A 22,599-nucleotide genomic window follows, 5' to 3' on the forward strand; every position below is an offset into this window, starting at 1 on the left:
GGGGGCGCTCAAGCGCCCCAGGCAAGCTCGCCGCGGATGTCCCTGACGCTCGGCTGGACCGTCAGGCGATAGGTCACGAAAGCGCTACCATCGAACTGTTCCAGCACCTCGTCGCAGGCCGGGCAACGGTATTCGCCCCGGCAGGGCTGCATCGAAGCGAGTTCGAGCCGCCGGAAGCCGGCTCCGCACTCAGGACAGGTCACGTCATTCTTTCTCATCGCCTACTCCCCGGATACCAACAGGCCAAACGTTAGTCCGCCTTAGCAGCAGAACCACGACATGGATCAAATTGATCCCATGACGACGAAGAGATGATTGTGCTGACGCAACCCGGGGGCGATTTCACCGCCGGTTCCCGCAGGACTCTCATCCACGCATATTGAAGAGGTGATATGCGCCGGCGTCATCGTGGCGGTATTCCAGGCAACCGCAAACCGGACACACGCAAAAGGCGAACTTTCACGTGCGCTTTCGTTGAAATCGCTACGCAAATCGCGGCGCGGCAAAAGCGCCTCGAAAGCTCCCAGGCGTCATTGCGCCATCGTGGAAAGTTGCACCCTCAGGTTTGGTACCCCTGCGAGATGATGTAGGCTGTCACCGAAATGGCCAGCGGCAACGGCGCTGCAGCGGCCGCGGGGGAACTGTCCATGCCGAACGGCAATATCGTCGTCACCGAGGAACACGCAACGCGTATCGTGACCTTGCGCCGTCCGAACAAGAAGAACGCGATCACGCAGGACATGTATCGCGAGATGGGCCACGCGATCGACACGGCGCAGAACAATCCCGAGATCCGCTGCATCATCATCACGGGCGGCTCCGGTGTGTTCACCGCCGGCGACGATATCGACGATTTCCTCAAAGCGGACACGTCGCGGCCGGAGACGCTGTCGAACGCGGCAAAATTCCTCTATTCGCTGGCGCTGAACGTGAAGCCGATCATCGCCGCCGTGGACGGCGCCTCGGTCGGCGTGGGCACGGTGCTGCTGTTCCATTGCGACTACGTGCTGGCCTCGACGGCCGCGACCTTTTCCGCACCCTACGTCAAGCTCGGGCTCATTCCGGTCGGCGCGTCCAGCCTGCTGATGCCGCACACCATGGGCTTCCAGCGTGCATTCGCGATGCTGGTGATGGGACGAATCTTTTCGGCCGAGGAGGCGCGCATGGCTGGCTTCGTCAATGCCGTGGTCTCGCCCGGGCACACCGAAGCCGAAGCCCGCAAGGTGGCGCGCGAAATCTGCAAGCTGCCCGCCGAAGCGGTCGCGATCTCCCGCAGACTGCTGCGCGCGCCGCCAGAAGAGCTCACACGCCGCATCGACCAGGAAGCCCATCTGTTCGGCGAGCGGCTCAAGTCCAACGAGGCTGTCGCCGCTTTCAACGCGTTCACCACGAGGAAGAGGCGCTAGGCGCGCTTGCAGGGAGCGCCATCGATTGATCTAGGTCAAGGCCGGGCCTCGCTGCTCGCATGAACTGCGGCACTCCGATGCGCTTGATCACGCGTGCGTCAAATGCCGTCAGCCTGGTACGTCACCTTCGAGAGTCGCAAACGAGGCCTCCTGCCCAGGAGGCGAAGCCCGCGCGAAACCAGAACGTTTGCGACCGAAGCCGAGGCCAAAGTCTTCGCGCGCGCGAAGCTGGACGAGGGGCTGATCGTTTTCGCGGGCACGATCAATCCGCATCTGCCAAGGCGTCTTGTTCCGACCACCAGCGTCCCGCTTTGGCTCGCGGAGGAGCATGAGAGTTCAGGTGGGCCGCCCCCCGGCTCTGATGCTGATTGAGCGCGCTGCCCTCTTCGAGAATTCGCACTCACTTCGATTGCGCGCGAGTGTTGCCATTTTGTTACGGGGACTTCAGGCCCTTACAACTAAACTCCTGGCTGGAATGCACCACATATGCACGCAACAGTGCATAAGGGTCGTCGTTCGAAAAAGATGCGCAATTGGGGATACGGAGACAACAGATGAAGAAATTCTTAGTGGCCGCTGCCGGCATTGCCGCTTTGGGCTGGGCTGTTCCTGCATCGGCTGCCGACATGGCCGTCAAGGCCCCGCCGCCCGCCCCGGTTGTGGCGATTTACAATTGGAGCGGCTTCTATATCGGCGCCAATGGCGGATGGGGCCAGAGCCACAATTGCGTGGATCTCATCACTGATGTTTTTGGAACAGTAAGCGGTTGCCGTGATCGTTCCGGCGGCGTTGTCGGCGGGCAACTTGGGTATCGTTGGCAGACCAATCAGTTCGTATTCGGACTGGAAGCGCAAGGCGACTGGGCCGACCTCAGCAACACGCGCGTCAGCGTGTTCGATCCGACGCTCTCAACTACGGTGAAAACCGACGCCATCGGCCTTTTCACGGGCCAACTCGGTTGGGCGTGGAACGCGGCGCTACTCTACGTAAAGGGTGGCGCGGCCGTAACCAGAAATCGCCTTGATGTATTCGATAACACCACCGGGGTCGGTCTGTTCTCGGCAAGCAACACGCGCTGGGGCGGCACCGTGGGCGTCGGCTTCGAATATGGCTTCGCCCCGAACTGGTCAGTCGGCGTTGAATATGACCATCTATGGATGGGGCATGCGAACAACGACTTCGTCGTGGTCAGACCCCTTGCAACCTTGCTCGGCGACCGGGTCAGCCAGGACGTCGATATGGTCACCGTGCGCTTCAATTATCGCTTCGGCGGTTACACCGCACCGGTCGCCGCGCGTTACTAGTTAATCGCACGTTTTCCGCACTCGAGCCCCGGGCATCGCCCGGGGTTTCCTTTGCCATTCATCATGATCGAGCGATGCCGTTTCGTGTGCGGGAAACCGGGAGACGGCATGTTAACCGGCGATTGACGTCATAGCGTCGTCCTAGCTACGGCGGAGACACGACCGATCTCAACACCGCGGCGGGACACGCGCTTTCTTCGCTGAGATCGACCAGAGATTGATCTGGATCAAGAGCTCCCGGACTCAATGCTGCGATCGTGCGCCACGCAGGGGGGCGTGGAGCGACGTATGCCCCTCACCCGCTACTTTCTCGTTGTCGGCACGGCGTTGCTGGCGCTGCTGCTGCTTGCAAACGCCTGTCTACCGACGCCGCCCCTCTCAGAGAGGGCCGAGTCCAATCAAGTCGTCATCCGCATTCATGCCGATCCCAAATGGCCTGAGCGCGTGGATTACGACACCAATGCGCCGACGATCCGGCCTCAACCGACGGCGAGCACGGAAGACCACACCTCCGATCCGCCAACGACGACCGCGCATGTCCCGGCCGCTGCCCGAGAGGCATTCGCGCAATTGCAACCGTCCAACGCCGTCCAAACTCGGCCGCCGGAGACAAGAAAGCGGGAGGCGAAACTGCATCAGCGCAAGCCAGCCAAGCGGCGCATGGCGCCGCAGGAATTCTTTATGGCACGGCAAGCGCGCTTTGACTGGTTTGGCCACGGCGCCTGGTGAACAGTGACGCGCTCTGCCAGATGCTCGCCTGAGACTCGATAGAGAGGGGCCGCCCCTCACTCGCCTCTAGCGGTCCTCATCATGGCCTCGGGCCGCACATTGTCTTCGTTGCGGATGTCTCTCGCCTCCTCCAGCGCCAGCAATCGTGTGAGCATGCGCCGCCGCTCCTCCGTGATGTCCGGATCGGCAAGCCGCCTTCTGAAGATGATGAGAGTCTCATCGCGGATGAACGCCTTCAGCGCTTCCATGAGTTTCCTCCCCGCTGCCTGAAGGTCATGCTAGACCTCTCGCACCTGCACGGTAATTGTCCCAACGGACAGAGCTCGTCGCCCGTAACCTGGGCCGTGCCCGGGAAGCACACGCGGCAAAAGCCTTCGTGAAATCTTCAACTGGTGTGATAATTCTGGACGCATGCGCCTCCTCTGCAGCCTGATATCCGCCGCGCTTGCGCTCAGTCTCGCCTCGCCCGCCCTTGCGCAAAGCTCTGCGCCGGTCGAGCTGCGCATCCTCGCGATCAACGATTTTCACGGCAATCTGCGGCCGCCGCCGGGCGGCATCCGGATCGGCGATCCCGAGGACCAAGCCAAGAAGGTGACCGTCGCGGCCGGCGGCGCCGAATACATGGCGACGCTGGTGAAGCAGTTGCGCGAGGGTCACAAGAACACGATCTTCGTCGCGGCCGGCGACCTGATCGGGGCGAGCCCGTTCTTGTCGGCGATGTTTCACGACGAGCCGTCGGTCGAAGCCTTGTCGATGATGGGACTTGCCATCACCTCCGCCGGCAATCACGAATTCGACGAGGGCAAGGCCGAGCTGTTGCGCATGCAGAACGGCGGCTGCCACCCGGTCGACGGCTGCCAGGGACCGCATCCCTTCACCGGCGCCAAATTCCACTACCTCGCCGCCTCCACCATCGAGACTGCGACCGGCAAGAGCCTGCTGCCGCCCTACGAGATCAGGGAGTTCGACGGCGTCCCCATAGCCTTCATCGGACTGACGCTGAAGGGCACCGCCGGCATCGTCTCGCCCGCTGGCATCGCCGGGCTCGAATTCCGCGATGAGGCGGAGACGGTGAACGCGCTGGTCCCGCAATTGAAGGCGCGCGGGGTCGAAGCCATCGTGGTGCTGATCCACGAAGGCGGCGAGCCGACCGGGGATTACAACGAGTGTCCCGGCATCTCCGGGCCGATCGTCGACATCGTGAAGAAGTTCGACCGCGCGGTCGACGTCGTCGTCAGCGGCCACACGCATCGGGCCTATGTCTGCAACGTCGACGGCAGGCTGGTGACGAGCGGCGACAAATACGGCACGCTGGTCACCGCTGTTGACCTCAAGCTCGATCCGGCGAGCCGCGACATCATCAGCGCGAAGGCCGAGAACGTCATCGTCGCGAACGCCTCGCTGGCGAAGGATCCCGAGCAGACCGCGCTGATCGAGGCCTATGACAGGCTCGCCGCGCCGATCGCGGGTCGCCCCGCAGGCACGATCACGCAGACGCTGTCGCGCGTCCCGAACCAAGCCGGCGAAAGCGCGCTCGGCGACATCATCGCCGACGCGCAACTTGCCGCAACAAAGGAGGCCAAGAACGGCGGTGCCGTCATTGCGCTCACCAATCCCGGCGGCATCCGCACCGACATCACGTTCAAGGATGATGGCAAGGTCACATTCGGCGACGTCTTTGCGAGCCAGCCGTTCCGCAACCTACTGGTGACGCAGGCGCTCACGGGCGCGCAGCTCAAGGACATGCTGGAACAGCAATGGCTCGATCCGAAGCGGCCGCGGATCCTCCAGGTGTCCAGGGGTTTTGGCTACGCCTGGGACGCCTCAAAGCCGTTCGGCGAGCGTGTGCTGGCCGATCGCATGACGCTCGACGGCAAGCCCATCGACCCCGCGGCGAGCTACCGGGTCACGGTCAATGACTACCTCGCGAGCGGCGGCGACGGATTTACCGTCGCCAAAGAGGGTACCGCGCGCCAGGTCAGCATCTATGACGCCGATGCACTGTTTGCGTATTTCAAGGCTGCAAGCCCGGTTTCCCCGCTCGCGTCAATGCGCATCATGCGGTTGAATTGATCTCGATCAAAATCGAACCGGCTAGCCACCCTTTCCCATCGTCCGGCAAAATCCTACATTGCGTTTTGGCGCCGGATGGGCCAAGCGACGTCAATGTGGGATCCTCTGTGAGCACGAGCTGATGAGCACGCTTCTTCTGAGCCACAAGGCTTGCCTCGACCATGTCACGCCGCCGGGCCATCCCGAGCGCCCGGATCGCCTGCGCGCGGTGGAGGAAGCCCTGTCGCATGAGCGCTTCCAGTTCCTGGTGCGGGACCAGGCGCCCGAGGGCAATCTCGACCTCGTCACGCTCTGCCACAACGAGCATTACGTCACCGAGCTGCGCCACATCGCGCCGGCCAGTGGCCAAGTCTATATCGACGGCGACACCTCGATGTCGCCGGGCACCTGGGAAGCGGTGATGCGCGGCGTCGGCGGTGCGGTGGCGGCGACCGAGGCGGTGATGGCGGGCGAGCACCGCAACGCCTTCGTCGCGGTGCGACCGCCCGGGCACCACGCCGAGATCGCAAAGCCGATGGGTTTTTGCTTCTTCGACAATGTCGCGATCGCCGCGCGCCACGCGCAGCGCAAATACGGCATCAAGCGCGCCGCCATCGTCGATTTCGACGTGCACCACGGCAACGGCACGCAGGACATCTTCTGGTCGGATCCGACGGTGATGTACTGCTCGACCCATCAGATGCCGCTGTTTCCGGGCACCGGCGCGCGCAGCGAACGCGGCGATCACGACACCATCGTCAACGCGCCGCTCGCCTCCGAAGACGGCGGGGTGGAATTCCGCGCCGCGTTCGAGAACCTGATCCTGCCGCAGCTCACGAAGTTCAGCCCGGAGCTGCTCATCATCTCTGCGGGCTTCGATGCGCATTACCGCGATCCCCTCGCCTCGCTGAACTTGCGCGGCGAGGACTATGCCTGGGTGACGCGGAAACTGATGGACCTCGCGGACAAGTCCGCAGGCGGGCGAATTGTTTCGGTGCTCGAGGGCGGCTATGATCTGCAAGGGCTGAAAGAATCTGTTACGGCCCATGTCGGTGCCTTGATGGGTGCCTAACGCCTCTCGCCACATTGCGCCCGCAAAATCTTGCTTCCTGTGGTGCACGAAGCGGGCGGGCAATCGGAAACGGAAATGGCCGAAAACACCCAAATCGACGTAACCAGGCTTTCGTTCGAACGCGCGATCGAGGAGTTGGAGACGATCGTCAAGCGGCTCGAAGACGGCAAGGTGCCGCTGGAAGAGTCGGTTGCGATCTATGAGCGCGGCGAAGCCCTCAAGCGCCGTTGCGAGGAACTGCTGCGCCAGGCCGAGGCGCGCGTCGACAAGATCACCACGGATGCCAGCGGCCAAGCCGCGGGCACTGTGCCACTCGACGTGCAGTAGGCCCCCAAAAGGCCCCTAAGGCTCTCCTCAGCGCCTCTAAGCCATTCAGACTATTGCGGGAATGCGCCCGAACGCCGCCGCCCCGGGTTGCAAATAGCTCTTGGCCTGTCCGAAGGCCTGCTATAGTCCCGGAGACGGGAGACGAAATGGGTACGGTCCGGGCTCCGGGCCTGGGCGGAACGTCAGCGGTTTGCGTCGAAAAGCGCGTCAATGAGGGAGAAAGGCCCCATTCCGGCTCATGTGAGCCGTGAGGCTGGGTCGCGGGGATTACGGTTTTCCAGTGCGCGTTCAGAACCGCCATATCATCTATGTGCAGGGCTACGATCCGCGCGGATTGGCGCAGTATTACCGCATGTTCCGGACCGAGCTGCGCAAGTTCGGCCGGCTCTACCATCTCGCCGCCAGCATGGGCCGCCCGCAAAACGTGAGCGATGGCGAGATCGCGTCCTGGAGCATCGAGACCAAGGCGGACGACTGGCAGACCCGCACGACCTACGACTTCCTGCGGTTTGAGGATTACATCCAGCGCGACCTGGCGCAGCCGATCTGGGACACGGTTTACCACGCCGTTCTCATTTACTGGACGATGATGTTCAACGGCACCATCGCCCGCTTCGGCAAGGCTAACTGGCGGTTCGCGACCTTCGTTACCTATCCGCATCTGGTGCTGCTTGCGCACGCGCTTTGGGTGGGTGCCTTTGCGTGGGTGTTCCAGAGAGGACTGGACGCAGTCGGCATCCCTACTCTCTTCAGCGTGGTTGCAGCAGTCGCGCTGTTCGTCGCCGTGTTCGGCATGGCGCTCCGATACACGGAGGAGAAGACCTACGCGCTCTATCTCCTTCGCGACCACATCTGGACTTGGGAATTCGCGCATCGCCGCGAACCGCTGTGGGACGAGCGTATCGACCGTTTCGCCGCGCACCTCTGCAAGGTCGTTGCCTCGAGCAACGCAGAGGAGATCGTGCTGGTCGGTCATTCCTCGGGCTCGTTCCTCGCGACGGAGATCCTGGCGCGCGCGCTCAAGCTCGATCCTGACCTTGGCCGCCGCGGACGGCGCGTCGTGTTGCTGACGCTCGGCGCCAATACGCCGGTCGCCGGCTATCATGCGGCCGCGCAACATCTGCGGGATCACATGCGCGATCTCGCAATCGAGCCGTCGATCGACTGGATCGACTGCCAGGCGCGCAAGGACGTGATGAACTTCTTCCATTTCGATCCGATCGAGGGCCACGGCATCGACGTCGGAGACAAGAAGCGCAATCCGACCATCGTGCCGGTGCGCTTCCGCGAGATTATCTCGCCGGAGCACTACAATCTGTTCCGCTGGCAATTCTTCCGGGTCCACTTCCAGTTCGTGATGGCCAACGAACGGCCCCATGCCTACGACTTCTTCATGATCGTGTGCGGGCCGGTTCCCTTGCGGGAACGGGTGGCGGCGCCCGATGCGGCGCTCGCGGTCGCGACCGGCGACGCGGCCGCAAGGGAATTCGGCTGGCGAAGCCTAGAAAATGCCGCACCGCGCGACCAGATAGCTGCCCAGGAACTGACCGACCAGGAACTATCTGCCCGGAGCCGTGGTTAACCACCTTGGCCTGCCGGGTGCGACTGCATACCCCCAAACGGGCCTGCGGGTTGGCTTTGGCGCCTGCTTTGGTGTAAAGCTGCCCGACTGTGGCTTTTTGTGAGCTTTTCGTCAGCAGTGTGTTGCTGGCGCCAAATGCTTCAAATCGCTAATGAAATTGGCTGGGACGGGTGCAGCCGAGCAGGGTGACAGAGATCACTGAGACTGAACCGGAGCGCTACTAGGCTCACTTAGCTTTGAAGGCCGGATTTGTCCCGTGCAAGTGGACGCCGACGGGCTCCGACACTCTAAGGGCTCGCGCTGCGCCGATATTGTGCAAACCCATCTCGCACCGGGATGACCTCCCGGGGCTGAAAAATTGGAAATCGCTGTGAACGAATATAGCAAAACGCCGCTTCTCGACACGATCCGGACTCCGGATGACCTGCGCAAGTTGAAGATCGAACAGGTCCGCCAGGTTGCCGACGAGCTGCGGCAGGAGACCATCGACGCCGTTTCCGTGACCGGCGGCCATTTCGGCGCGGGCCTCGGCGTGGTCGAGCTCACCACCGCGATCCATTACATCTTCGACACGCCGCGTGACCGGCTGATCTGGGACGTCGGCCACCAGGCCTATCCGCACAAGATCCTCACCGGACGGCGCGACCGCATCCGCACCCTGCGCACCGGCGGCGGCCTCTCCGGCTTCACCAAGCGCAGCGAGAGCGACTACGATCCGTTCGGCGCCGCGCACTCCTCGACCTCGATCTCGGCGGGCCTCGGCATGGCCGTGGCGCGCGACCTCTCGGGCGGCAAGAACAACGTGATCGCCGTGATCGGCGACGGCGCAATGAGCGCCGGCATGGCCTATGAGGCCATGAACAACGCCGGTGCGATGAACTCGCGCCTGATCGTCATCCTCAACGACAACGACATGTCGATTGCGCCTCCGGTCGGCGCGATGAGCGCGTATCTGTCGCGGCTCTATTCGGGCAAGACCTATCGCACGCTGCGCGATGCGGCCAAGCAGATCAACAAGCGCCTGCCCAAGATCATCGCCAACCGCGCCAACCGCGTCGAGGAATACTCGCGCGGCTTCATGATGGACGGCGGCACGCTGTTCGAGGAGCTCGGCTTTTATTACGTCGGCCCGATCGACGGCCATAACCTCGACCACCTGCTGCCCGTGCTGAAGAACGTCCGCGACATGGAGACCGGCCCGATCCTGGTCCACGTCGTGACCCAGAAGGGCAAGGGCTACGGTCCCGCGGAAGCCTCCGCCGACAAGTATCACGCCGTCGTCAAGTTCGACGTCGCGACCGGTACCCAGGCCAAGGCCAAGCCGAACGCGCCGGCCTACCAGAACGTGTTCGGCCAGAGCCTCGTCAAGGAAGCCCAGAAGGACGAGAGGATCGTCGCCATCACCGCGGCGATGCCGTCCGGCACCGGCGTCGACATCTTCAACAAGGCGTTCCCGGACCGCACCTTCGACGTCGGCATCGCCGAGCAGCATGCGGTGACCTTCGCAGCCGGCCTTGCCAGCGAAGGCTACAAGCCGTTCTGCGCGATCTACTCGACCTTCCTGCAGCGCGGCTACGACCAGATCGTGCATGACGTCGCGATCCAGAACCTGCCCGTGCGCTTTGCCATCGACCGCGCCGGCCTCGTCGGCGCCGACGGCGCGACGCATGCCGGCTCGTTCGACAACGCCTATCTCGGCTGTCTGCCCAACATGGTGATCATGGCGGCAAGCGACGAAGCCGAACTCGTGCACATGGTGGCGACTCAGGTTGCGATCAACGACCGCCCGAGCTCGCTGCGCTATCCGCGCGGCGAAGGCCGCGGCATCGACATGCCCGACGTCGGCATTCCCCTCGAAATCGGCAAGGGCCGCGTCGTCCGCCAGGGCAACAAGATTGCGCTGCTCTCCTTCGGCACCCGTCTGGCCGAATGCGAGAAGGCCGCCGACGAGCTCGCCGCGCATGGTCTGTCGACCACGATCGCGGATGCGCGCTTCATGAAGCCGCTGGATACCGAGCTGGTGCTCAAGCTCGCCCGCGACCACGAGATCCTGATCACGATCGAGGAAGGCTCGGTCGGCGGTTTCGGCTCGCATGTCGCCCAGTTCCTGACCGACCAGGGCGTGCTCGACAGCGGCGCGGTCCGCTTCCGCTCCATGGTGCTGCCCGACGTGTTCCAGGATCACGACACGCCGAACGCGATGTATGGCCGCGCCGGTCTCGACGCCAAGGGCATCGTCGCCAAGGTGTTCGAAGCGCTCGGCAAGGACGTCAAGGCCGAGACCGTCAAGCTCGCCTGATTGTCGGCTGGGCGCTGAACGCACCTCTCCCACAGGGAGAGGTGTTGCACCGCGATTCGGTTTCAGCAGGTTGCTTCATGAAAATCTATCTGGCAGGTCCCGATGTGTTCCTGCCGGACGCGGTGGGGATCGGCGAGCGCAAGCGCGCGATCTGTGCTGCGCACGGGCTCACCGGCCTCTATCCCCTCGACAATGTGATCGATCTCGCGGCGAACGACGCCTCGCGGCAGATCTTTGCCGGCAACGAGGCCATGATGGACGCGGCCGACGCCATCATCGCCAATCTCACGCCATTTCGCGGACCCGGCGCCGACGCCGGCACCGCCTATGAGCTCGGCTACATGGCCGGCCGCGGCAAGCTGTGCCTTGCCTATTGCAACGATCCCGCAATCTATGCCGACCGCGTGCGACGCTTCGGCGACGTCGCCAGCAACGATGGACGCCTGGTCGATGCGCACGGCCTGACGGTCGAGGATTTTGGCCTCACCGACAATCTCATGATGATCCATGCGCTGGAGCTGCATGGCTGTCCGCTGGTGATGCCGACTGAGACGCCCGCCGATATCTGGCGCGATCTTGCCGCGTTCGAGACCTGCGTCCGGATGGCGGCCGCGCGATAGGCGCGTATATAAAGTGCTGGAGCGGGACGAATTCCTCGCGCTCCAGTTTTTTGTTTGAGCATGATCTATTCGGAAAACCGCTGCACACTTTTCCGGATCATGCTCTAGGATCGTTTCCGGAGCGATGCATGTCCCCTGCCCGCAAGCGCGCGGATGTTTTGCTGGTCGAGCGCGGCCTGTTCGAGAGCCGGGCGCGGGCGCGCGCGGCGATCGAGGCCGGCCTCGTCATGGCCGATGACAAACCGGTCGTAAAACCCTCTGAGACGATTGCGGAAGACGCTGTGCTGCAGGCCGAGCCGGCGCATCCCTACGTCTCGCGCGGCGGCGTCAAGCTCGCAGGTGCGCTCGAGCGCTATCCGATCGAGATCGAGGACCATGTCTGCCTCGACGTCGGCGCCTCCACCGGCGGATTCACCGAGGTTCTCCTGGCAAACGGCGCGAGCCTCGTCTTCGCCATCGACGTCGGCACCGGTCAATTGCATCCTTCGCTGCAGGGGCATCCGAAGATCGTTTCGATGGAAGAGACCGACATCCGCGCTTTCGAAGGCAAGCGCCTGCCGGCCCGGCCCGATGTCGTCGTCATCGACGTCAGCTTCATCTCGCTGAAGACGGTGCTGCCGGTGGCGCTGTCGCTGGCGGCGGCACCGATGAGCCTGCTGGCGCTGATCAAGCCGCAATTCGAGGCCGAGCGAAAGCACAACAAGCGCGGCATCATCCGCGACGCCGCCGTGCATCAGGCGATCTGCGACGACATCGCGGCGTTCGCCGCCTCGCTCGGCTGCACCGACATCGCGGTGTTCCCCTCATCGATCGCCGGCGGCGACGGCAATATCGAATTCTTCCTGGGCGCGCGACGTGGTTGAGAAGCTTACGATCGATCACGTCGGCCATCGCGGCGACGGCGTTTCGCTGGACGCGCGCGAGGCGATCTACGTGCCGTATACGCTTGGCGGCGAGACGGTGGAGGTCGACCATGTCGCGGGGCATCATCCCGACCGGCGCAAGCTGATTACGGTTGACGTCGCGAGCCCCGAGCGCATCACGCCGTTCTGTCCGCATTTCGGTGTCTGCGGCGGCTGCGCGATCCAGCACTGGCGAGAGGAGTTCTATCGAGCCTGGAAGCGCAACATCGTCGTGGAGACGCTGGCGCAGGCGGGCCTTGCCTGCGAGGTCGCGCCGCTGGTGGATGCGCATGGCGCGGGCCGGCGACGGATCACGCTGCACGGCAGGTTCGGCACGCATGAGATCCTCAAGGTCGGCTTCGCGGCCGCAAGCTCGCACGACGTCATCCCGATCCATCGCTGCCCGATTCTCGATCCCGCGCTCGACGGCGCGCTCGATGCCGCCTGGGCGATCGCGGAACCATTGACTCAAAAAATGGCGGTGACGAAACCGCTCGACATCCAGGTCACCGCGACCGCAAACGGTCTCGACATCGACGTGCGCGGCTCCGGTCCGCTGCCGGCCGCGCTGGTCGGCGCGCTGTCGCGCGTCGCCGAGCAGCATCGCCTGGCGCGACTGACGCGGCATGGCGAACTGGTGCTGCAACGGCTGCCGCCATCAGTCAAAATGGGCCGCGCCGAGGTGACGCTGCCGCCGGGCTCGTTCCTGCAAGCCACGGTCGCCGGCGAGGACACGCTCGCCGCGCTCGTTATCGAGCGTATCGGCAAGGCGAAGGAGATCGCCGATCTCTTTTGCGGCGTCGGCCCCTTTGCGTTGCGGCTTGCGGAGAAGGCACGCATCGCGGCCTATGACAGCGACGCCGGCGCGATCGCCGCGCTTCAGAAGGCCGCACGCTCGCCGGGGCTGAAACCGATCAAAGCCGAAGCCCGAGACCTGTTCCGCCGCCCGCTGGTGCCGCAGGAGCTGCGCGATTTCGATGCCGTCGTGTTCGACCCGCCGCGCCAGGGCGCGCAGGCGCAGGCACTGAAGCTCGCCGCCGCCAAGGTGCCGGTCGTCATCGCCGTGTCCTGCAACGTCGCAACCTTCGCCCGCGATGCACGGCTCCTGATCGATGGCGGCTACAAGCTCGACACGGTAGTACCGCTCGATCAGTTCCGGCACACGCCGCATGTGGAGCTGGTAGCGCGGTTTACGCGCTAAGATCAAGGCGCGGGCCGCCGCGCGACGTAGCCGATGCGCAAGCCCGGCTCGAACCCGCAGGCTTCGTAGAACCGGTGAACCCGCGGATCGCTACGGCCGCTCTGCATCAGCACGTGGTGACAATCCCTGCGCCAGGCCTCCGCCAGTGCGGCCGCGACGACCGCACGGCCATGGCCGCGGCCCTGAAACTCGGGATGGGTGACGACGTTTTCGAGAAAGCCGTGCTGTCGTCCACTGCGCAGCAGATTGGGCGCTGTTATGAGCATGCAGGTGGCGACGATTTTGTCGCCGGCTGTCGACACAAGCACCGCGATATCCTCGCGCGCCAGGGTCTGTTGCCAGATCGCCTCAATCCTCGCCTGCGGCTCGGCAGCGACGCTCACCTCCGATACCCGAAACAGATCGAGCAGCCCGGCAAGATCAGACAGTGCGGCAAGCCTGGCAGTCGGCATTCGGCGATCCCCTGTGCGTCCCCGCAGTTAAGCTGATTCCTGCCGGAACAAGCGACAGCGAAGTCGCGGAGCCGCCTGGATCTAGTGCCGCGGTGCGCCGGTGTTGTCGTCCGTGTCCAGCGACTGGGTCTGGAAGCGAACGAACAGCGCGACGATCTCCGCCGCATTGCCGAAGCAGAGGAACAGCGCACCGTCGCCGTGGGTACGGTTGTCGCTGGCGAACTGTCCGCTATTGCCCTGCATCATGTGGATGTCGTGAATGCCGCGTTCGGGGCGGAAGTGAAAATACTTGTCGGTCTGGCCGGGGTCCTCGAAATACTCGCCGAACGCGACCACCATGGCAATCTGGTCCGCCGTCGCGCGCTTGATGTTGGCGTCGAGCAAGTTCTTGAGCGAGACGCCACCGCCGGTCGCGGGAATCGGCCGCATCGCATCGACCGGGAAGATGTTATCTCTGACATAGTCGAGCCCGCCTGCCCCGGATGGCCCGGTCTCGAGCCGCCGAAAGCCGGGATCGCCGTTGAGATAGGGCTTCAGGTCGAGGGTTCCCGCCTTCGCGAACTCGGCGTCGAAATAGGCCAGCACCTCGCTGTCGTCGACCGACTGGACATTGACGGCGATCCGGTAGTCGCGGTCGCCGCCCTTGACATGAATCTCGTAATGCGGCGAGGACCCATCCGAGCTCTGGAAGCCCTCCACGACCAAGCCCACGAGAACGCCGTAGTGGCGGATTGCATTCGGGGGTCGTCTGCGATGAGCCATGGCAGCGCTCCTGTCGTGTCGGATGCGGATCGCGCGCAGTTTGCACGATCATCCTGCAACCAGGATGACAGCGACAGGAAATACCCCTTTGGTGGCTTCAATCGTGATTTAAACCACAGATTGAGTGATATTTTGCGGCACAGGTCGGTGGCCCGCCTTTTTGATCTGCCTTTTCAGTCCGCCTTGGTGGCGCCCATGCCGAAGGTCAGTTGGTTGCCATCGGGATCGAGGACGTCGAAATCGCGCATGCCATAGTAGTAAGTCTGCGGCTGGTTGGGAGGCTTGGCGCCGCGCGCGACGAGCTCGGCGTAGACGGCATCAACATCCCGCACGAACACGCATAGGCCGCCATTGCCCGGTAATCGCTTGCTGTTGGAGGATGCGATCAGGTGCAGATCGACCTCGTCCCGGCACAGGCACGCATAGTAGGTCGGCTCGCCATATTGGAACGTGACGTCGAAGCTGAGGACGTCGCGATAATACGCGACGCTGCCCGCGAAGTTCGAGACGACGAATACGGTCGCGGCACCGACCATCATCGGACGTTCGTCGGTCATGGCGGAACTCCCAGCGCGGCAACTGCTCACCGCCGGCGAATGTAACAGCTCTCATCGCACGCGCACATCTCGAGGGCGCAACCGCACCTGCTTTTGCTGCCGCGCACAACAGCAAGTCCGTGCGTGAGGTGGCAAGCGCCTTGACAGACGAAACGCTTCGCGCGCACATTCTTACACTAAGTAAGAATGACGACAGGGATGGAAATGTCGGAGCAGCCGAGAAGTCGGCGGCAGACGCGTGCGGCCATTCTGGGGCATCTGCTCCAGTCGGGCGGCATGTTTCGGCCGCCTCTGGCGAAGGCCGTGCGGCTGTCCGAGGCCAGCCTGTCGCGCATCCTGTTCGACCTGAAGGCGGAAGGCCTGATCGAGGAAGTGAGGCGGCCGGTGCCGTACGTCGGCGGCCCCTCAGCGCTGGTGTCTCTCGATGGCTCCGTAGCCGTGGCAGCCTTCGAGCTCACCGCTCAGCGGCTGAGCGTCGGCGTCGGCGGACTTTCGGGTGAGTTGCATTTTGTCGAACGCCTGCCGCTGCCGAAGAGGCCGACCGTCGCATCCGTTGGCCGGGGGTTTCGCGATGCGCTGGAATTGCTGCAGGACTGGACACGGCGGCGCCGCATCCGGCTCTCGCAGATCGGCGTTTCCGTCCCCGGCCTCGGGCGGCTGAGCGAGCTCGGCAACCCCATCATTCCCTGTGATACCGGGCTCGTGCGCGGCATGATCAGCGAGACGTTCGCGGACGTGCCGGTCGAGATCACCAACTCGGTGGTCGCGCATACAACGTTTCATCGCTCCCGCACCGAAGACTATCCGTTTGCGGGCGCGCATCTGTTCGTCTTCGTCGGCCAGGGCGTTGCCGGCACATGGGTGGACGGTCCGGTCGAGGCCGATGCCCTGCAGCCGGTCGAGCTCGGCCACATGGTGTTCGGCGACGGCGGACCGCGTTGCCGCTGCGGCCATCATGGCTGCGTCGAAGCCTATACGTCGCTTCCGGCGCTAGCCGATCTTATCGGCGTGCCCGAAGCGGAACTGCAGGACGGCGCCGGATGGGTGAACGCCATCCCGATCCCGTCGCGCGTGCGCCAGGAGTTGCGGCGCCGGCTGTTCCGGCTTGGCCTTGCGATCGGCAATACGCTGAACGTGAAGCCTTGTCCCGGCGTGGCCGTCAGCGGCTGGCCGTCCCTGCTCGCCGAGGAGGATCGCAAGGCCGTGGTCGACGGCATCGATACGTCTCTGCTGGGCGGACGCAAACACGCCCAGGTGTCGGTCGCCTTCGTGCCACCGTCGACCGGCAATGATCCGAATGCGGCGCTCGCCTTCGCCGCCTGGTGCCTGGCGTGCCGCGGCGGTATGCCGGCCGCGTCCGTGGAGGCTGCCTGAGATGACCTGAACCACGCGACTTGCTCGCGCAAAAACGAAGTTCACACCCGGGAGGAACTTGCCATGCCGATCACAACAACAAGGCGTCGTCTGCTCGCTGGAGCTGCTGCCACGCTCGCGCTGCCGGCATTCGTCCGCGCGCAAGGCGCCAAGCCGCGCCTGACAGCCATTTCGCAATGGTCCGCAGGCAGCGATGGCGCGGCCATCACCGCGCTCGGCAAGAAATTCGAGGAGAAGGGCGGGATCTGGCAGCACTCGCCCGTCCCCGGGTTCACCACCGAGATGATGAACAAGCTACGTGCTCAGATCATCGCCGGCGATCCGCCGGCCTGCTCGCAGCTCAAGGGCCCCGAGATCGCGGCCTGGTCGAAGATCGCCCCGACCGTCAATCTCGATGCCGTTGTCGCTGCCGCTGGCTACGAAAAGGTCGTCGCTCCGGACCTCGCGAAATTGCACAAGCCGGGCGGCAAGTGGATCGCGCTGCCGTTGCAGATCTACAGCACCAACATGCTGTTCCTCTCCAAGCGCGCGATGGACAAGGCCAAGGCCGACAAGGTCCCCGTCACCTGGGCCGACTTCAACGACCTAGCCGAAAAGATGAAATCAGGCGGCGTTACATATCCGATCGCCAACGGCGGTACCCGCCCCGATGACGGACAGAAATTCGAGGCCTCTCTCGCCGGCATCAGCCCCGCTGTCTATCGCGCAGCCATCATGAATCTCGACAAGAAGGCCCTGGAGGGCCCCGAGATCAAGGCAGCCTTCGCACAGGTGCGCAAGATCTCCGACTGGATGGACCCCAATGTCGGCGCCCAACCCTTTGCCACCAATTTGAAGCGCTTCGTCGAAGGCGACATGGGCATGATGATCCAGGGCGGGTGGGCGCAGGGCGTGTTGCGTAACGCCGGCTTCAAGCTCGACGACTTCATGATCACCCCGGGCCCCAGCGACAACAGCAAGCCAGTCTTCCTGTTGAACGCCGACGCCTTCATCTTCTGGGAGCGCAAGGAACCCGATCTGCAGGCCGGTCAGGCGCTCATGGCCCAGCTCGTCATGGATCCGGCGATCCAGACCATGTACTCGCAGATCACGGGATCGATCCCCGTTCGCACCGATGTCGACCTCACCGGTGAAGGTTGGTCGGACGGTCAACGGCGCACCGCAGCCGCGCTCAAGGACGCTGTCGCCAACAACCAGGCCGTGCTGAGCCTTGCGCACAACATGGCACAGGAAAACGGCCTGACCGCGGCGATGATCGACGTGCTCACCGAATACGTGAAGAACAAGACGATCAAGCCGGAGCAGGCGGCCACCCGCCTCGCCGAGGCCGTCGAGGGGGCGCGGTGACCGACACCGTCGCCACGGCACCGCGAACAGGGCGGTCGGCAACACCCAGCGTGGTGGGCCGGCTGCCCGAATATCTGACGATCTGGGTGCCGCTGCTGTTGTCGGCCGCGCATCTCATTTCGTTTTCGCTGTGGACGATCTGGATTTCGTTCACACCGTCGACACTTGTCCCGGTCTCGGGCTGGGTGGGTTTGCGCCACTACAATGCGGTCCTGGCGTCGCGGAACTGGAACATCGCCTTCGACAATCTGCTGCTGTTCGGTAGCGCTTTCGTGCTGCTGAGCCTGGTGACCGGCCTCATGCTTGCGATCCTGCTCGACCAGCGCATTCGCGGCGAGAACACGCTGCGGTCCATCTTCCTCTATCCGCTGGCGGTGTCGTTCGTCGTCACCGGCACGGTCTGGAGCTGGCTGCTCAATCCGGGCCTCGGAATCCAGAAGCTGGTCCAGGATTTCGGCTGGACCTCCTTCCGGTTCGACTGGCTGGTCGATCGCGACATGGCGATCTGGACGATCGTCATCGCCGCGATCTGGCAATCCTCGGGTTTTGCCATGGCACTCTTCCTCGCCGGCCTCCGCTCCGTCGATAGCGACCTCGTCAAGGCCGCGCAGATTGACGGCGCAGGACCAATCCGAATGTACCGGCGCGTCATCCTGCCGACGCTGTGGCCGATCACCATCACCGTCATCGTCATCCAGCTGCAGTTCGCGATCTCGACCTTCGACCTCGTCCGCGCGCTGACCAATGGCGGGCCTGGGATCGCGACCCAGTTGCCGGCTCTCGTCGTCTACGACCTGATGTTCCAGCGCGGCCTGCTCGGTCGCGGCGCGGCGGCGGCCGTGCTGATGCTGCTGATTCTTCTCGCAGTGCTGCTGCCATATGCAGCGTGGCGACATCTCCAGCGACGGCGGGCCAACCATGCGTGACCGGACCTTCACGCCGAGCCGCATGCTCATCTATCTCTTCGTCGTGCTGGTCGCGGTCGCCTGGCTCGTGCCACTGATCGTCGTCATCCTGAACTCGTTGCGCAGCAACGAGGAGATCGCACAGACCTCGATGATCGGCTGGCCGCTGCGGTGGGCCTTCGGCAACTACCTCACGGCCTGGTCCGACTTCTGCGTTGCGCAGACCTGCGCCGGCATCCGTCCCTACATGCTGAACTCGGCGCTCGTGACCATTCCCGCAACGATCTTTTCCACCCTGCTCGGTGCGGTTGCCGGTTACGCGGTTTCGCTCTGGCGCTTTCGCGGCGACCAGTGGATCTACGGCATCGTCACGCTCGGCATTTTCCTTCCGCAGCAGATGCGTTTGCTGCCCTGGACGATCGTGCTGCGTGACACGGGTCTGATGAACACGCTGACCGGCCTGGTGGTGATCCACACCATCCAGGGGCTCTCCTTTACCGTGTTGTTCTGCCGAAACTACTACGTGTCGATCCCACAGGAGCTGATCAGGGCAGCGCGCATCGATGGCGCCGGGTTCTTCCGTATTTTCTGGCGCATCATCCTGCCGCTCTCGCCGCCCATCCTGGTCGTCACCGTGATCTGGCAGTTCACCCATATCTGGAACGAGTTCCTCTATGGCGTGACATTCACGACCGGCCAGCAGCAGCCGGTCACTGCCGCGCTGATCGCGCTCTCGGCCGCGGTTGCCGACATCCCGCAGCATGGCGTGCAAAGCGCCGCGGTGATGATCGCGGCCCTGCCGACGCTGCTGATCTATCTGATCGGCGGAAAATACTTCGTACGCGGGCTTACCGCCGGCGCCGTGAAATGAAGGGGAAGTCATGGCAGCGTTGAGCATTCGTACTCTGTCGAAGCGTTACGCCAATCTGGAGGTGCTGAAGGGGATCAACCTCGAGATCGAGAGCGGCGAGTTTACCGTGCTGGTCGGACCGTCCGGTTGCGGCAAGTCCACCCTGCTCAACATCGTCGCCGGGCTCGATCGTCCGAGCTCCGGGACCATCGAGATCGGCGGACGCGTCGTCAACGACGTCGAGCCGAAGGACCGCGACATCGCCATGGTGTTCCAGTCCTACGCACTCTATCCGTCGATGACCGTGCGCCAGAACATCACCTTCGGAATGGAATGCCGTCATGTGCCGAGGGCGGAACAGGACGCGGCGCTGGCGAATGTGGCGCGCCTGCTCCAGATCGAGCCGCTGCTCGGCCGCAAGCCGTCGCAGCTCTCCGGCGGCCAGCGACAGCGCGTGGCGATGGGGCGTGCGCTGGTGCGCGATCCCCTGCTCTTTCTGTTCGACGAGCCGCTCTCAAATCTCGACGCAAAACTGCGGGTCGAGATGCGGATGGAAATCAAGCGGTTGCACCAGCGCATCGGCGCCACCATCGTCTACGTCACGCACGACCAGATCGAGGCAATGACCATGGCGACGCGGATCGCCGTGATGCATCAGGGCGCCGTGCAGCAGTTCGCCGACCCTGATACGGTGTACCGCTATCCGGCCAATCTGTTCGTCGCGCGGTTCATGGGCTCGCCGCCGATGAACACGATGCCAGCGCGGCTGATGGCGGACGGCGGCGCAGCGGCGGTGGTCATCGGCGCGGGACGGCCGGATGAAGTGCGGCTGCCCCTCAACGGCTACGATGCTGCGGCGTCCTATGTCGACCGCGACGTGGTGCTGGGTATCCGGCCGGAATGCATTGCCGAGGGCGGCCGGATGTTTTCATCCGCGTCGGGCGCGCCGATCGTCGTCGATGCGCCGGTGGAGATGGTCGAGCCCACGGGGGCCGAGACCATCGTGCTCTTGCGGCTCGGCGGCGAGACCGCACAGGCGCGCATCTCGCCCGACGTACGACCGGTGCCGGGGGAGCGCGCGTCCTTTGCGCTCGACACGCGCCGCATTTGCCTGTTCGACCCGGAGACGGAGCGCCTGATCGCATGACTGAATCGAGCTATTCCGGCCTTGCCGGTCGTGTCGTCCTGATCACCGGCGGCGCCAGCGGCATCGGCGCGGCCTTCGTGCGAGCGTTTGCCGCGCAGAAGGCACGCGTCGCCTTCCTCGACATCGACGCTGATGCCGGCGAGGCGCTGGTGCGCGAGGTGACCGATACGTCCGGCTCTGCGCCGCTGTTCGTGCCGTGCGACCTGCTCGACATCGAGGCGTTGCGTGCGGCGATAGATCGCGTTCATGGGGGGCTTGGGGACGCCGCCGTACTCGTCAACAACGCCGCCAACGACCAGCGGCAGGTGCTGGCCGAGGTCACGCCCGAACAATTCGACTGGACGATCGGCGTAAATCTCAAGCACGTCTTCTTCGCGGCGCAAGCGGTGGTGCCGCAGATGCGCTCGCGCGGCGGCGGCTCGATCATCAACATGTCGTCGATCGCATGGATGCGCGGCGCCCCCGCGCTGCCGGCCTATGCCGCGGCGAAGGCTGCGATCGTCGGCTTCACCAATTCGCTGGCCCGGATCGTCGGACCCGACCGCATCCGCGTCAACGCGATCGCCCCTGGCATGGTCATCACCGAGCGCCAGCGACGGCTGTGGTATCCGGACGAGCGCCAAATCGCCGAGTTTCGTACCCGTCAGGCCGTCCCCGATGCGGTGACGCCCGAGGACATCGCACAGCTCGCGCTGTTCCTGGCGTCGGACGACAGCCAGCGCATCACGCGCCAGTGTATCCAGGTCGACGGCGGCCTGTGAAGGAGAGCATGGGCGTAGAGCTCCCTTGTTTCGCCCGCTCCGCGACGTAAGCTTGACGCTGATCACCATGCCGGCGGAAACGACGACTTGCCGCCGCTGCCGGTGCTCGCCAAGTAACGCCAACCAGGGATCCATCGATGAGCGCGGAAAAGACAACCGACATCGTCAGCTACGAACTCGTCGGCAACGTCGCGCGCATCACGCTGGCCCGGCCACCGGTCAACGCGCTGAGCCTGGAGGTGATCCGCAGCGTGGTCGCGGGCTTCCGCCGCGCCGCCGCCGATCCCGGCGCGCGGGTCGTCGTGCTCGCGAGCGCGCTCGCCAAACGGTTCTCGGCCGGGCTCGACCTCGACATCCTCATGGGCAAGTCCGGCGCGCATGTCCGCGAATTTTTGCAGGCGCTCTACATCGACCTGTTTGACGCTCAGTATCATCTCGGGAAGCCGTCGATCGCAGCGGTGGGCGGTGCTGCGCGCGGCGGCGGCATGACCATGGCGGTGTCCTGCGACGTGGTGCTTGCAAGCGACAGCGCGACCTTCGGCTATCCGGAGATCGAGGTCGGCGTCATCCCCTCGATCCACTATGCGCATCTGCCGCGCATCGTCGGGCGGCACCGCGCCTTCGAGCTCTTGTTCACCGGCCGCGCCTTCAGCGCAGCGGAAGCCTGCGAGATCGGCATTGTGAACCGCGTCGTTCCCGACGCCGAGCTGGAGGCCGAGGTGGTGGGGCTCGCGGCGCAATTCGCGGCGAAGTCGGAAACCGTGGTGCGGATGGGCCGCGCCGCCTTCATGCGCCAGATCGACCTCGACTACCGGCGCAGCATCGCCAGCGCGGTGGAGGATTTTTGCAACGTCGCGGCCACCGACGAGGCGCAGGAGGGATTGCGGGCGTTTGTCGAGAAGCGGCCGCCGAAATGGTGAGCGACTCTAATCTTGACGCGTTTTCTTGAC

General features: G+C 64.2%; 23 protein-coding genes. 18 read left to right on the forward strand and 5 right to left on the reverse strand.

The annotated features are described in order from the left end of the window. Positions 1–8: 8 nt before the first annotated feature. The gene (locus KUF59_RS32975; RefSeq protein ID WP_212458713.1) at positions 9–218 is read right to left on the reverse strand and encodes a transcription initiation factor IIE subunit alpha family protein; all 210 of its coding nucleotides are present in this window, start codon (positions 216–218) and stop codon (positions 9–11) included. A 429-nt stretch (positions 219–647) separates the two neighbouring features. On the opposite strand from KUF59_RS32975, the gene KUF59_RS32980 reads away from it, so the two are divergent. From KUF59_RS32980 to KUF59_RS32995, 3 genes are all read left to right on the forward strand, one after another. Continuing rightward, positions 648–1,406 (forward strand): enoyl-CoA hydratase-related protein, encoded by a 759-nt coding sequence (locus tag KUF59_RS32980; RefSeq protein WP_258767510.1) that lies wholly within the window; start codon positions 648–650, stop codon positions 1,404–1,406. 554 nt (positions 1,407–1,960) lie between these two features. Further along, positions 1,961–2,710 (forward strand): outer membrane protein, encoded by a 750-nt coding sequence (locus KUF59_RS32990; protein ID WP_212458715.1) that lies wholly within the window; start codon positions 1,961–1,963, stop codon positions 2,708–2,710. Positions 2,711–2,998: 288 nt separating this feature from the next. Beyond that, positions 2,999–3,439 carry a hypothetical protein gene (locus KUF59_RS32995; protein WP_212458716.1) on the forward strand — a complete coding sequence of 147 codons (441 nt, stop codon included), beginning with the start codon at positions 2,999–3,001 and terminating at the stop codon, positions 3,437–3,439. Between the two features lie 56 nt (positions 3,440–3,495). Here the strand turns inward: KUF59_RS32995 and KUF59_RS33000 are convergent, their stop codons facing one another. After that, positions 3,496–3,687: a hypothetical protein gene (locus tag KUF59_RS33000; protein WP_258767512.1), complete on the reverse strand. Its 192-nt coding sequence runs from the start codon at positions 3,685–3,687 to the stop codon at positions 3,496–3,498. A 163-nt stretch (positions 3,688–3,850) separates the two neighbouring features. On the opposite strand from KUF59_RS33000, the gene KUF59_RS33005 reads away from it, so the two are divergent. The 8 genes from KUF59_RS33005 to KUF59_RS33040 all read left to right on the forward strand — a co-directional run bounded on the left by KUF59_RS33005 (position 3,851) and on the right by KUF59_RS33040 (position 13,494). Then, the gene (locus KUF59_RS33005; protein WP_258767513.1) at positions 3,851–5,512 is read left to right on the forward strand and encodes a bifunctional metallophosphatase/5'-nucleotidase; all 1,662 of its coding nucleotides are present in this window, start codon (positions 3,851–3,853) and stop codon (positions 5,510–5,512) included. A gap of 121 nt (positions 5,513–5,633) precedes the next feature. Beyond that, entirely contained in the window at positions 5,634–6,563 is a 930-nt protein-coding gene (locus KUF59_RS33010; RefSeq protein ID WP_258767514.1) for a histone deacetylase family protein, read from the forward strand. A 75-nt stretch (positions 6,564–6,638) separates the two neighbouring features. Next, on the forward strand, positions 6,639–6,890 hold the full coding sequence (locus KUF59_RS33015; protein ID WP_212458720.1) for an exodeoxyribonuclease VII small subunit: 252 nt from the start codon (positions 6,639–6,641) through the stop codon (positions 6,888–6,890). A 280-nt stretch (positions 6,891–7,170) separates the two neighbouring features. Next, on the forward strand, positions 7,171–8,472 hold the full coding sequence (locus KUF59_RS33020) for a hypothetical protein (protein WP_258767515.1): 1,302 nt from the start codon (positions 7,171–7,173) through the stop codon (positions 8,470–8,472). A gap of 370 nt (positions 8,473–8,842) precedes the next feature. Continuing rightward, positions 8,843–10,771, forward strand: coding sequence for a 1-deoxy-D-xylulose-5-phosphate synthase (dxs, locus tag KUF59_RS33025; RefSeq protein ID WP_212458722.1), 1,929 nt, complete (start codon positions 8,843–8,845; stop codon positions 10,769–10,771). Positions 10,772–10,848: 77 nt separating this feature from the next. After that, positions 10,849–11,391: a nucleoside 2-deoxyribosyltransferase gene (locus KUF59_RS33030; protein WP_258767516.1), complete on the forward strand. Its 543-nt coding sequence runs from the start codon at positions 10,849–10,851 to the stop codon at positions 11,389–11,391. A 128-nt stretch (positions 11,392–11,519) separates the two neighbouring features. Beyond that, positions 11,520–12,254 (forward strand): TlyA family RNA methyltransferase, encoded by a 735-nt coding sequence (locus tag KUF59_RS33035; RefSeq protein WP_212458724.1) that lies wholly within the window; start codon positions 11,520–11,522, stop codon positions 12,252–12,254. Then, the gene (locus KUF59_RS33040; protein WP_258767517.1) at positions 12,247–13,494 is read left to right on the forward strand and encodes a class I SAM-dependent RNA methyltransferase; all 1,248 of its coding nucleotides are present in this window, start codon (positions 12,247–12,249) and stop codon (positions 13,492–13,494) included. Before KUF59_RS33035 ends, KUF59_RS33040 begins: the two co-directional genes overlap by 8 nt. A 2-nt stretch (positions 13,495–13,496) precedes the next feature. Here the strand turns inward: KUF59_RS33040 and KUF59_RS33045 are convergent, their stop codons facing one another. From KUF59_RS33045 to KUF59_RS33055, 3 genes are all read right to left on the reverse strand, one after another. After that, the gene (locus KUF59_RS33045) at positions 13,497–13,946 is read right to left on the reverse strand and encodes a GNAT family N-acetyltransferase (protein WP_212458726.1); all 450 of its coding nucleotides are present in this window, start codon (positions 13,944–13,946) and stop codon (positions 13,497–13,499) included. Between the two features lie 81 nt (positions 13,947–14,027). Beyond that, a complete protein-coding gene (locus tag KUF59_RS33050) occupies positions 14,028–14,708 on the reverse strand; it encodes a YukJ family protein (RefSeq protein ID WP_258767518.1) in 681 nt (226 codons plus the stop codon). Between the two features lie 173 nt (positions 14,709–14,881). Then, on the reverse strand, positions 14,882–15,265 hold the full coding sequence (locus KUF59_RS33055; protein WP_258767519.1) for a bleomycin resistance protein: 384 nt from the start codon (positions 15,263–15,265) through the stop codon (positions 14,882–14,884). Between the two features lie 198 nt (positions 15,266–15,463). Here KUF59_RS33055 and KUF59_RS33060 point away from each other — a divergent pair, with 198 nt between their 5' ends. The 7 genes from KUF59_RS33060 to KUF59_RS33090 all read left to right on the forward strand — a co-directional run bounded on the left by KUF59_RS33060 (position 15,464) and on the right by KUF59_RS33090 (position 22,569). Further along, a complete protein-coding gene (locus KUF59_RS33060; protein ID WP_258770057.1) occupies positions 15,464–16,639 on the forward strand; it encodes an ROK family transcriptional regulator in 1,176 nt (391 codons plus the stop codon). 63 nt (positions 16,640–16,702) lie between these two features. After that, on the forward strand, positions 16,703–17,986 hold the full coding sequence (locus KUF59_RS33065) for an ABC transporter substrate-binding protein (protein ID WP_258767520.1): 1,284 nt from the start codon (positions 16,703–16,705) through the stop codon (positions 17,984–17,986). Continuing rightward, a complete protein-coding gene (locus KUF59_RS33070; protein WP_258767521.1) occupies positions 17,983–18,912 on the forward strand; it encodes a carbohydrate ABC transporter permease in 930 nt (309 codons plus the stop codon). Before KUF59_RS33065 ends, KUF59_RS33070 begins: the two co-directional genes overlap by 4 nt. Beyond that, positions 18,905–19,762 (forward strand): carbohydrate ABC transporter permease, encoded by an 858-nt coding sequence (locus KUF59_RS33075; protein WP_212458731.1) that lies wholly within the window; start codon positions 18,905–18,907, stop codon positions 19,760–19,762. The genes KUF59_RS33070 and KUF59_RS33075 overlap by 8 nt, the downstream gene beginning before the upstream one ends. Before the next feature lie 10 nt (positions 19,763–19,772). Then, the gene (locus KUF59_RS33080; RefSeq protein WP_258767522.1) at positions 19,773–20,888 is read left to right on the forward strand and encodes an ABC transporter ATP-binding protein; all 1,116 of its coding nucleotides are present in this window, start codon (positions 19,773–19,775) and stop codon (positions 20,886–20,888) included. After that, complete coding sequence (locus KUF59_RS33085) at positions 20,885–21,649, forward strand: SDR family NAD(P)-dependent oxidoreductase (protein WP_212458733.1); 765 nt, start codon at positions 20,885–20,887, stop codon at positions 21,647–21,649. The genes KUF59_RS33080 and KUF59_RS33085 overlap by 4 nt, the downstream gene beginning before the upstream one ends. A gap of 137 nt (positions 21,650–21,786) precedes the next feature. Continuing rightward, positions 21,787–22,569 carry an enoyl-CoA hydratase/isomerase family protein gene (locus tag KUF59_RS33090; RefSeq protein WP_212458734.1) on the forward strand — a complete coding sequence of 261 codons (783 nt, stop codon included), beginning with the start codon at positions 21,787–21,789 and terminating at the stop codon, positions 22,567–22,569. Positions 22,570–22,599 lie beyond the last annotated feature (30 nt).

The sequence above is a fragment of the Bradyrhizobium arachidis genome (genome assembly GCF_024758505.1).
Lineage (GTDB): Bacteria > Pseudomonadota > Alphaproteobacteria > Rhizobiales > Xanthobacteraceae > Bradyrhizobium > Bradyrhizobium manausense_C.